Here is a 10,548-nt window from a genome sequence, read left to right as displayed (position 1 = left end):
TTGTCTCCCACCTCGTCCTCGTTTTCCTCACTATACGTTCTTTAGAGGGGTACGACAACTATTCTGACACAGGGGGATATTCACATCCCTATATTTTGTGTACAAGCTGTAGATAAACTTGTCGAAATCTGTTTTTGTGGATAAAATGATATCCACAGATCCGGGAAATAGTTTTGTGGGGATATTTGCCTTGGTAAGGAATTTCCACTCTCACTTGACTTTTTAGGCATATGTTCTTATAATGCAAAAGAATGTCTTTGCAAGACGGAGGTGTATACGTAATGAAACCATCTTTCAATCCTAACAACCGCAAGCGCAAAAAGGATCATGGATTCCGTAAGCGCATGAGCACAAAAAATGGCCGTAAAATTTTGGCTGCTCGTCGTCAAAGAGGTAGAAAAGTTCTTTCCGCTTAGGCCACACTTTCAGTGGCCTTTTTGTTTGCCTATTTCTGTCGGAAAATTCTTAGTTCGTGTAAAAGAGGAAGTCCTGCACCGATGTGGAAAGCTTTTGAGGGATAATCATTACCTAGCTATCGAAAGGCTTACTATTAGGAAGGGAAAGGAGAAGTCCGATGGAACACGGCGAGAGTTTTACCGACTTTTTTGTTATATTAGCCCGGGACTTTCTCAATGAACGACCGCTACCAAATCTGGTTTGTGCCTATGCGGGTGGATCTGTCGGCAGGGGAGAAGCAGATGCTTACAGTGACCTTGATTTGCACGTTTTCGTAGAGGGTGAAACTGACCTCTATAGTGAAAATCTTCAATTTAGAGGGCATTTGATACAACTGCAAGTCCAAACGGCTCCTGTAGATGAAGAAGTATACGAGAATCCGTGGGCATGGCGATACTTAAAGGAAGCAAAAGTCGTTCTTGACCCAAAAGATCGGTACATTCCCTGGATGAATGACATGTGTGCCTATTTTGATTCTACAGCTGGGAAGGCGAAAATTCTTGCGCAGGCAAAAGCAGGCGTTGATACGTTCTACGAAGAGGCGAGCTCTGCCTTATCTGAAGGCTTTCCGTATTCCGCTTATTTGGCTGCATGGGCAGGATGGATCGAGACGTTGCAAATGACGGCTTTTTTTCAGGGGCATTCATTGAGCGATACTCACTTGTATCAGCTTGTACATAAAGCGGGGCGTTGGGACGAAAGTAAACGATTTTTCCAAGAGACATACCGGAACGAGCGAGCTCTGCAAGATGCACTGTCTGTGTTGGCAGATTATCGAGCTCATCTACGGTTAGTGAAGGAGAGTATATCGTTTGCGCTGGCACCTGAAAATGATTTGTTATTAGAGAAGAAACTGCAGAGATTGCAGGAGAGAGAGCAGCTTGATATGGCCGGGTTTCTATTATTTTCAGATGCCATTTGGTTATATCACAGTGTAGATGCTGATGAGTGGTTGGAAAATCATTGGGCTAAGCTGCCTTCTCGGCTTCACTTGCGACTCAAGAAATTTGGGTTTTTCCAAGCGGATGAGCAATTGATTTCCCGTTTGCGCCATACAAGTGCAGAGCTGATCACGGAAATTAGCTGATTTTATGTATTTTTGCCGCTGAATTTTTGATTTTCTTCTAAACCTAGTATACTTAGGGGAAAAAAGTGGACGAAACAAGGATATACTGGTAGATGCTGTTTACGTTTTCTACTATAATTGTGATGTTAGGGGTTGTTTACCTTGCATCGTTCACACCGGCTCAAAAAAAATGAGCAATTCCAAGCTGTGTTTCAACGAGGAAGTTCTGCTGCTAATAAGCAGTTTGTCTTGTATTCAGCAAAGCAAGAGGGACAAGCGGCTTTTCGTGCTGGAATTTCCGTCAGTAAAAAAATTGGCAATGCTGTAATCCGCAATAGGGTCAAACGGCTTATACGCGAAGCAGTAGCCCGATTGGAGTCTGATATTCCAGTCGGTCTCGATCTCGTCATCATCGCCCGTCCGGGTGTGGAAGCGATGACGCTTGAAGCCATTGAGCAATCTCTGTTACATGTGATGAAGCGAGCCAAAGTGATCAAACAGGCACCCGTACATAATGGAAGAAGAGATGGAAAAAGAGGGTGAAACGATGATGGTGAAGATCATGGTCTGGTTGATTCGGGGATACCAGCTAATGATTTCTCCGTATAAACCGCCTTCATGCAGATTCGCGCCCACCTGTTCTCACTACGCAATCGGGTCGATTCGTCGATTTGGAGCGTGGAGGGGAGGCTGGTTGGCCCTTCGTCGCATCTTGAAATGCCATCCGTTCCACCCGGGCGGGTATGATCCAGTCCCGGATCAACACAAATAAGATTACCTCAATTGAAGCGGGGAAAAGGAGGATCACCCTTGAGTAGACGTACCCTCAGCATATTTATGCTGACTCTGCTGGTTCTAGTTTTGTCGGGATGTAATCCTACAGCAGCTGATCCAATTGGTCCTGACGCAACCGGCATTTGGGACAAGTATTTCGTATATCCATTGTCCTGGCTGATCAAAGAGAGTGCATTGATACTCGGAAACAACTACGGTCTGGGTATTTTGGTAGCGACGATCATCATCCGGATCATCGTACTGCCATTGATGGTCAAGCAGATTAAGAGCTCTAAGAAAATGCAAGAGATTCAACCGGAGATGCAAAAGATCCGGGAGAAACACAAGAATGATCCACAAAAAGCACAGATGGAAACAATGGCTTTGTTCCAGAAGAGCGGTGTCAATCCGTTGGCTGGATGCTTGCCAATGCTGGTACAAATGCCGATTTTGATCGCGTTCTACCATGCGATCATTCGTACGACCGAGATTAACTCGCAGACTTTCTTGTGGTTGACTTTGGGAGAAAAAGACCCGTACTACATCTTGCCGATCGTTGCAGCGATTACGACGTATTTGCAGTCCAAGATGATGGGTCAAGCAACACAAGGAAATCCACAAATGCAAATGATGATCATCATGATGCCGCTGATGATTTTGGCGATTGCTGTAACGTTGCCATCAGCGCTGTCTCTGTACTGGGTATACGGTAACTTGTTTACCATTGTACAAACGTACTTCCTGTATCGTGATAAAGGAAATATGCCTACTCCTAAGGGGGGAGCCTCCAAGTGAAAAAGGTGGTAGCTACGGCAAAAACGATCGACGATGCTGTGCAAAAAGCTTTGCTGGAATTGGGAGTGCCGCGTGAGCGAGCAACGATCCAGGTTCTAGAAGAACCAAGCAGAGGTTTGTTTGGACTGATAGGAGCAAAGGACGCTAAAGTGCAAGTAGAATTTCACTTTGATCCAGTTGCACAGGGACGTGACTTTCTTCAAGACGTTTTGTCGAACATGAAGGTGAATGCCAAAGTGGAGACGCGTACAAATGAAGAGGGCATGCTGTTTGACATCCAGGGAACCAATCTGGGAATCATTATTGGCCGCAGGGGACAAACTCTTGATTCATTACAGTATCTCGTAAACGTCGTAGCGAACCGTCATGCGGACAAACATGTACGTATCACTCTGGATGCCGAAAATTATCGGCTGCGTCGCAAGGAAACATTGGAGCAGCTCGCAGATCGTGTGGCGAAAAAAGCGCTATCGACCAAACGGGATGTACGTCTGGAACCAATGTCTGCTGCCGAACGGAAAGTAATCCATGCCTTCTTGCAAAAGAGAGCAGATGTGGTTACCTTCAGTGAAGGAGACGAGCCAAATCGTTTTATCGTCATTGCACCGAAAGAAGCCTCTCGTTAGGCTTCTTTTTTTTGCCTAAAGTAGTTGATCAAGCGGCGACATTTTGAATAATCTCTTCAAAAAGTTGTCCACTGTGGATAATTGACCAAATGGTTGAGGATTTGCGAAAATGATTATACTGTGGATAACTAAAAAGGACGGCAACCTTGATCAGAGGGTTGCTTTTTCCTATTGGAAGGTAGCCTGATGGATTGGCTGCACTTTCTTTTGGAATTTTTCTAGACGATCTGTTATGCTAGTAAGTTAGTGGCTGACTTGTTAGAGTGGAAAGCTTGAGGTGAACAGCATGAAATTCGATACAATAGCGGCGGTCGCAACACCAATGGGTGAAGGCGGTATTGCCGTGATCCGGGTAAGCGGTACGGAAGCGATCGAAGTTGTGGATAAGATATATAAAGGAAAGCAGCAGTTGTCCACTGTGGACAGCCATACGATTCACTATGGGCACCTGTATGAGCCAAACACAGGTGAACGGGTGGAAGAGGTGCTGGTTTCCGTTATGAAGGCTCCTCGTACATTTACGCGGGAGGATGTAGTCGAAGTAAACTGTCACGGAGGAATCGTTTCCGTTGAAAAGGTTTTGGAGTTAATCTTGGATAATGGAGCAAGATTGGCTGAGCCAGGTGAGTTCACAAAGCGTGCGTTTTTAAACGGGCGCGTGGATTTGTCTCAGGCAGAGGCTGTCATTGACTTGATCCGGGCGAAAACAGACAGAGCGATGAAGGTGGCATTGAATCAAGTGGAAGGAAAGCTGTCCAGGCTCATTCGACAGCTGCGTCAAAACTTGATTGAAGCGATGGCTCATATAGAAGTAACGCTGGACTATCCAGAGCATGACGTCGAGGAGTTTACGCAAAATTTCTTGCGAGGAAAGTGCCTGGAGGTAAAAGGAGAAATCCAACGACTGTTACAGACCGCGCAGCAAGGAAAGATTTTGCGTGAAGGCTTGTCGACAGCGATTATTGGACGTCCGAATGTAGGAAAATCCTCTTTGTTAAATAGTCTCGTTCAAGAGGAAAAGGCGATTGTAACTGACGTTGCGGGAACGACACGTGATGTCATCGAGGAGTATGTCAATGTGCGCGGAGTTCCTTTGCGACTCATCGATACCGCAGGAATTCGCGATACAGAGGACATCGTGGAGAAAATCGGGGTGGAGAAATCCAGGCAGCTGCTGCAAAAGGCTGACCTCGTTTTGCTCGTTATCAATTACAACGAGCCACTCTCTGCAGATGATTACGCGATTTTTGAGGCGGCAAAAGGGTTCCATGTCATTGTGATTGTCAATAAATTCGACCTGCCGCAAAAAGTGGATTTGGAAGAGATCAAGCGTCATTTCCCTCAGCAGCCGTTGATCATGACGTCTGCGCGTGAGGAGACGGGGATCTATCTTCTGGAGCAGGCAATCGGGGAGATTTTCTTCAGTGGCCGTGTGCAGCAGGATGACTTGACGTATGTCAGTAATGCCCGACATATTCAACTGCTTCGTCAGGCAGAACGTGCGATAGATGAAGCATTGGGCGGAATCGATGACTTGATGCCAGTAGACATGATTCAGATCGACATTAAAAAGTCGTGGGAGCTGCTTGGGGAAGTCATTGGAGAAAGTGTCGGCGAAGATTTGATAGATCAGATTTTCTCCCAGTTCTGTCTGGGTAAGTGATTAGGAGGATAAAAAATGAACGCTGTACCTGCATATGAAGCGGGCTCGTTTGACGTCATCGTAATTGGTGCTGGTCATGCGGGGGCTGAATCGGCATTGGCGGCTGCACGTATGGGCTGCAGTACATTGCTGTTGACGATCAACCTGGACGCTGTGGCATACATGCCATGTAACCCTTCCGTAGGAGGACCGGCAAAAGGCCATGTCGTACGTGAATTGGACGCACTCGGTGGAGAGATGGGACGCAATACCGACAAAACCCATATCCAAATGCGTATGCTGAATACAGGTAAAGGACCGGCTGTGCATGCCTTGCGCGCACAAGCAGACAAATTTGCCTATCAGCATGAAATGAAGAAAACGATTGAAAATACTCCGAATTTGATCTTGCGTCAAGCGATGGTGGAAGAGCTGATCGTGAACGATGGAGTATGTGAAGGGGTTATTACGCAAACAGGGGCGCGATACATGGCCAAATCGGTGGTGTTGACGACCGGAACCTATTTGCGCGGAAAAATCATCTTGGGTGATCTTCAATATGAAAGTGGACCAAACAACATGCGTCCATCAATTCGTCTGGCGCATCATTTGAAGGAACTCGGCTTTGAAATGACACGCTTCAAAACGGGGACGCCTCCACGCGTTCATAGCAGCAGTGTAGATTTCTCCAAAATGGAGATTCAACCTGGTGATCCGGTACCTCGTGCTTTTTCTTATGAAACTACGGAATTTATTATGGACCAGCTGCCTTGCTGGCTGACGTATACGAATGAAGAAACGCATGGACTCATCAATAGCAATCTGCATCGTGCCCCCATGTATTCGGGAATGATCGAAGGAACGGGCCCGCGTTATTGCCCTTCGATTGAGGATAAAGTAGTGCGTTTTAACGATAAGCCGCGTCACCAAATTTTCCTAGAGCCAGAAGGACGCAATACGGAAGAAATGTACGTACAAGGCTTGTCGACCAGCTTGCCGGAGGATGTCCAGCTTTCCATGCTGCGCTCTATGGCTGGAATGGAAGAAGTCAAGATGATGCGGCCTGGCTATGCGATTGAGTATGATTCGATCGTGCCGACGCAGCTCTGGCCTTCTTTGGAAACAAAAATCTTGCCAGGCTTGTTCACAGCAGGACAAATCAACGGTACCTCTGGCTATGAAGAAGCAGCGGGTCAAGGTCTCATGGCAGGGATTAACGCAGCACGCCGCGTTCAAGGGAAGCCACCGGTTATTTTGGGACGAGAAGAGGCGTACATCGGCGTCTTGATTGACGACCTTGTTACGAAAGGAACGCATGAGCCTTATCGTTTGCTTACCTCCCGTGCAGAGTATCGCTTGCTGCTGCGTCATGACAATGCGGACTTGCGCCTGACGGATATTGGCCATGAAATCGGTCTGATCAGCGAAGATCGTTACAACCGGTTTAACCAAAAACGCGAGTTGATCGAGCAAGAAAAAGAACGTGTGGCAAACACGCGCGTACGTCCTGAAATGGCACATGTCCAAGAGGTTTTGCGCAATGCAGGCTCTCCTGAATTGACAGATGTCATCGAGCTGGCTCAGCTTCTGCGTCGACCGGAAATCAACTACAGCCACATTGCTCAAATGGTTCCTGCACCAGAAGCACTGCCAGAGGATGTGACCGAACAGGTTGAAATCCAGATTAAATATGATGGCTACATCAAAAAGTCTTTGCAACAAGTAGAGCGGATGAAAAAAATGGAGGAGCGCCGCATCCCAACAAATATCGATTACCACCAAATTTCCGGTTTGTCCAAGGAATCCCGCGATAATATGACCAAAATACGCCCGTTGAACATCGGGCAGGCTGCGCGTATCGCAGGGGTTACTCCAGCAGACATTTCCGTACTGATGGTATATCTGGAGTACAAACGCGTGGGAGTAGCCGAGTAAGGAGATAAGCCATGACGAAAGAACAGTTTGCCGAGGTCCTTGCAGCCCAAGGCATTTCTTTGACGGATACTCAAAAGGATCAGTTTGATCACTTTTTCCGCTTGCTGGTGGAATGGAATGAGAAGATGAACCTGACGGGAATTACTGAAGAGGGGCAAGTGTACAACAAGCATTTTTATGATTCGATTACACCGGCTTTTTACTTCCCCTTTGACCAGGTGAATTCGGTTGTAGATATTGGTGGGGGCGCAGGCTTTCCGAGCATTCCTTTGAAGATTTGCTTTCCCCATCTGAAAATGACGATCATTGATTCCTTGAATAAGCGAATGAGCTTTTTGCAGCATGTAGCAAAGGAACTGGGCCTAGAGAACGTGAATCCCGTACATGGGCGTGCTGAGGATCGTGGACAAGAAGCGATTTATCGGGAGAAGTTTGATCTCGTAGTGGCACGTGCTGTTGCGAGACTCAATCTGTTGTCGGAGTTCTGCCTTCCTTTTGCAAAAGTTGGAGGACACTTCGTCGCTCTCAAGGGAGCGGAGATTACGCCAGAGCTGGCCGAAGCGAAAAGGGCTATCAAAACGCTCGGTGGAAAGACACGCAAGGTCGAGACATTCCAGCTTCTAGAGGAAGCGGGAGAGCGTAACATCGTCATTATGGAAAAAATAGAAGCAACGCCGAAAAGCTATCCGCGCAAGGCAGGAGTTCCTGCGAAAAAGCCGTTAGTTTAGGTAGGCAGTGAAAATAGAGGGTCGTAGCCACGTGCTGCGGCTTTTTTTTGTTGAGAGTTTAGTCTCTCAGATTTGCTTCTTGGATCATGGAGTCTACATCTCGGCATATACATAGTACTAGCTCCTTTGAAAGAATGACATCGTCTGAGAGGGTGAATGGACTATGCAAGCAGTACTTTCCTCCTTTTTTCCGCCGGAACTGCCGACCATATTACTACGACTTTTTCTTGCCTTTCTAGCAGGTGCAATCATGGGATGGGAGCGCGAGAGATTTATAAAAGACGTGAGCAGGCAAAGAGGAGCTGGCTTTCGAACGTATAGCCTAGTCTGTTTTGGTTCGTGTCTATTTGGACTAGCTTCTATTTATGGTTTTTCTTCGAGTGGCGTAAATAATGACCCAGGGAGGGTAGCAGCACAAGTTGTTACGGGTATGGGGTTTTTGGGAGCCGGAGCTATTATTAAATTTAATGGTACGGTGAAAGGTTTGACGACTGCCGCAGGGATGTGGGTTGCATCAGCAATTGGCCTGATGTTCAGTGCAGGGATGTATGTCGCAGCGATCGTTGCAGCGATTTTTTCTTACCTGACATTAGACTTTCATAGACTTTTTCCACGACTGTTTTCTGTCACCAAGATTTCACATCCTACAGATGAGAGCATTGGGAGCGAAGAGAAGCCGAAACACCGTGATGATCCTGATTATTATGACGAAGATCACGACTGATGTTTCACGTGAAACGTTTTTCGTTAGCAGGAATTGGGCGAATCTTGCAGAATTACATATATATAAATGAACCTGAAGAAAGCGTCTAGGGAAAGAAGATTAGGTCAAATGCAATTTTACAAACCGACCGGATGGGCAAGAAGAGTCTGTTAAGCAGTATGTCCTTATAGGGCTTGTGATTCTTTTTCTAAAAAATGCACCTCAGCGTTTCGCGGAAAAGTGGATGCAAACTGTTTTCATCTCTAACTATGTAAGCGAGGGGGGCCTATGTAAATACAGTAGGACTGGACTCAACTTACGACGCCAACTCTCTATATTTCCTTAACAGCTGTAATCAAAAGAACATATTCAATCTGTCCGATCCGACAATGGATGGGCGAGGGATACAAAAATGTTTCGAGGAAGATTCTGTCGTTGATTGGACAGGACCTTTTTCAGTTTCAAGGACGTATTCAAAAAGTTGTCATTTCAGCACCGAGAAAGTGGCGAGAAGCTGGATGTAGGGGACCTACATGAGCACTGGGCTTCGAAGGTGAACGCTAGTTTCGATGTCGCACAAGCTTTCAGGATGACTTCGTGATCAAAACATGACTTTTTGAACACTCTTCAAGGACTTTAAAATAGCACGGATGGAACGGGTAGAAGTGGGGGATTTTTCTATGGCAGTTAAAGATTCATTTTCTCGGATTTTTGGCTTGACGGACAAGACAGATAACGAAGAAATCAAACAAATACCGGTTGAGGAAATTGTACCGAATCCATATCAACCTCGTACTGTATTTGATGACGAGAAAATTGATGAGTTGTGTCAAACGATACGGACTCATGGACTCATTCAACCAATTGTCGTGAGAATTCGCGATGGTCGTTATGAGTTGATTGCTGGGGAACGACGTTTGCGCGCAACTAGAAAATTGGGCATGGAGAGGATTCCTGCGATTGTCAAAGAGTTTAATGACTCGCAAACAGCCTCTATCGCATTGATTGAGAATTTGCAACGTGAAGGTTTAACATCTATTGAAGAGGCAGTTGCTTATCAAAAACTAATTGATTTACACAATTTGACGCAAGAGAGTCTTGCTCAACGTTTAGGCAAGGGACAATCGACGATCGCGAACAAGCTCCGTTTGCTCCATTTGCCACAGGAAATCCAGGATGCATTGTTGTCCAGACAAGTTACGGAACGGCATGCGAGGGCATTGATTCCTTTAAAGGATGCAGAAGTACAAAATAAAGTACTGCAAGAGATTTTGGAGCGGGAATGGAATGTGAAACAGACAGAAGTGCGCGTGAAGCAGCTTCTGGAGTTAGCAGAAAACCCGAAATCGGAAAAAGACGCTAAACCTCGCTGGAAAGCATTCTCGCGGGATACACGAATTGCGATTAATACCGTGCGTCAATCGATCGATATGGTGGTTCAGACAGGATTGCCTGTTGAGACGGCGGAAGAAGATCATGAGGAATTTTACCAATTCACTATTCGTATTCCGAAAAACAAGGAACAGGGAAATAAATGATGAGAACATAAATGGCGACAAGGTCGCCTTTCTTTTTGGGCAAATGCAGGTTATTCATATGGGATGGAGCTCTCAATCGCAGTTAATTTCCAGAAAAAAGCAGTTTTCGTAAAAACGCTAGGAAATTCCGCATTTTTGCGACAAAAATCGGGTCATTTTGTCTTACTATCTGAAAAAAACTGCGTACGAGCAAGCTGTAAATCTGATAACATGGAGAGTATCAACCTGTGCATACACTCAGGTTTACGAGAAAATGTTTGTGAATAACTTTGCGGAGACTTTTTC

General features: G+C 46.0%; 11 protein-coding genes. All 11 read left to right on the top strand.

What is annotated here, in order from left to right:
• Positions 1–281 precede the first annotated feature (281 nt).
• The 11 genes from rpmH to noc all read left to right on the top strand — a co-directional run bounded on the left by rpmH (position 282) and on the right by noc (position 10,263).
• The gene (gene rpmH / locus AB1L17_RS29730) at positions 282–416 is read left to right on the top strand and encodes a 50S ribosomal protein L34 (RefSeq protein WP_007720125.1); all 135 of its coding nucleotides are present in this window, start codon (positions 282–284) and stop codon (positions 414–416) included.
• Positions 417–574: 158 nt separating this feature from the next.
• On the top strand, positions 575–1,543 hold the full coding sequence (locus AB1L17_RS29725) for a nucleotidyltransferase domain-containing protein (RefSeq protein WP_412848463.1): 969 nt from the start codon (positions 575–577) through the stop codon (positions 1,541–1,543).
• A gap of 141 nt (positions 1,544–1,684) precedes the next feature.
• Positions 1,685–2,065 carry a ribonuclease P protein component gene (rnpA, locus tag AB1L17_RS29720; RefSeq protein ID WP_412848464.1) on the top strand — a complete coding sequence of 127 codons (381 nt, stop codon included), beginning with the start codon at positions 1,685–1,687 and terminating at the stop codon, positions 2,063–2,065.
• 4 nt (positions 2,066–2,069) lie between these two features.
• The gene (gene yidD, locus AB1L17_RS29715) at positions 2,070–2,294 is read left to right on the top strand and encodes a membrane protein insertion efficiency factor YidD (protein ID WP_412848465.1); all 225 of its coding nucleotides are present in this window, start codon (positions 2,070–2,072) and stop codon (positions 2,292–2,294) included.
• Between the two features lie 38 nt (positions 2,295–2,332).
• On the top strand, positions 2,333–3,091 hold the full coding sequence (gene yidC / locus AB1L17_RS29710; protein WP_412848466.1) for a membrane protein insertase YidC: 759 nt from the start codon (positions 2,333–2,335) through the stop codon (positions 3,089–3,091).
• Positions 3,088–3,717 (top strand): RNA-binding cell elongation regulator Jag/EloR, encoded by a 630-nt coding sequence (gene jag, locus AB1L17_RS29705; RefSeq protein ID WP_412848467.1) that lies wholly within the window; start codon positions 3,088–3,090, stop codon positions 3,715–3,717. The genes yidC and jag overlap by 4 nt, the downstream gene beginning before the upstream one ends.
• A gap of 286 nt (positions 3,718–4,003) precedes the next feature.
• The gene (gene mnmE, locus AB1L17_RS29700; RefSeq protein WP_412848468.1) at positions 4,004–5,380 is read left to right on the top strand and encodes a tRNA uridine-5-carboxymethylaminomethyl(34) synthesis GTPase MnmE; all 1,377 of its coding nucleotides are present in this window, start codon (positions 4,004–4,006) and stop codon (positions 5,378–5,380) included.
• A 15-nt stretch (positions 5,381–5,395) separates the two neighbouring features.
• A complete protein-coding gene (gene mnmG, locus AB1L17_RS29695; RefSeq protein WP_412848469.1) occupies positions 5,396–7,294 on the top strand; it encodes a tRNA uridine-5-carboxymethylaminomethyl(34) synthesis enzyme MnmG in 1,899 nt (632 codons plus the stop codon).
• An 11-nt stretch (positions 7,295–7,305) separates the two neighbouring features.
• Positions 7,306–8,022: a 16S rRNA (guanine(527)-N(7))-methyltransferase RsmG gene (gene rsmG / locus AB1L17_RS29690; RefSeq protein WP_412848470.1), complete on the top strand. Its 717-nt coding sequence runs from the start codon at positions 7,306–7,308 to the stop codon at positions 8,020–8,022.
• A gap of 163 nt (positions 8,023–8,185) precedes the next feature.
• The gene (locus tag AB1L17_RS29685) at positions 8,186–8,746 is read left to right on the top strand and encodes an MgtC/SapB family protein (protein ID WP_412848471.1); all 561 of its coding nucleotides are present in this window, start codon (positions 8,186–8,188) and stop codon (positions 8,744–8,746) included.
• Between the two features lie 659 nt (positions 8,747–9,405).
• Positions 9,406–10,263, top strand: coding sequence for a nucleoid occlusion protein (noc, locus tag AB1L17_RS29680; RefSeq protein WP_412848472.1), 858 nt, complete (start codon positions 9,406–9,408; stop codon positions 10,261–10,263).
• Positions 10,264–10,548: the final 285 nt, after the last annotated feature.

Origin of the sequence: Brevibacillus jepli, assembly GCF_047229145.1 — a bacterium.
Taxonomy (GTDB): domain Bacteria; phylum Bacillota; class Bacilli; order Brevibacillales; family Brevibacillaceae; genus Brevibacillus.
Note: the sequence above shows the minus strand (reverse complement) of the source record. Positions and strands in the feature narration are given on the sequence as shown.

Excerpts from the sequence above, each read along its gene's own strand:
- mnmE (WP_412848468.1), top strand. The coding sequence starts at position 4,004 with ATGAAATTCGATACAATAGCGGCGGTCGCAACACCAATGGGTGAAGGC.
- rpmH (WP_007720125.1), top strand. The coding sequence starts at position 282 with ATGAAACCATCTTTCAATCCTAACAACCGCAAGCGCAAAAAGGATCAT.
- AB1L17_RS29725 (WP_412848463.1), top strand. The coding sequence starts at position 575 with ATGGAACACGGCGAGAGTTTTACCGACTTTTTTGTTATATTAGCCCGG.
- rsmG (WP_412848470.1), top strand. The coding sequence starts at position 7,306 with ATGACGAAAGAACAGTTTGCCGAGGTCCTTGCAGCCCAAGGCATTTCT.
- mnmG (WP_412848469.1), top strand. The coding sequence starts at position 5,396 with ATGAACGCTGTACCTGCATATGAAGCGGGCTCGTTTGACGTCATCGTA.
- AB1L17_RS29685 (WP_412848471.1), top strand. The coding sequence starts at position 8,186 with ATGCAAGCAGTACTTTCCTCCTTTTTTCCGCCGGAACTGCCGACCATA.
- yidD (WP_412848465.1), top strand. The coding sequence starts at position 2,070 with ATGATGGTGAAGATCATGGTCTGGTTGATTCGGGGATACCAGCTAATG.
- noc (WP_412848472.1), top strand. The coding sequence starts at position 9,406 with ATGGCAGTTAAAGATTCATTTTCTCGGATTTTTGGCTTGACGGACAAG.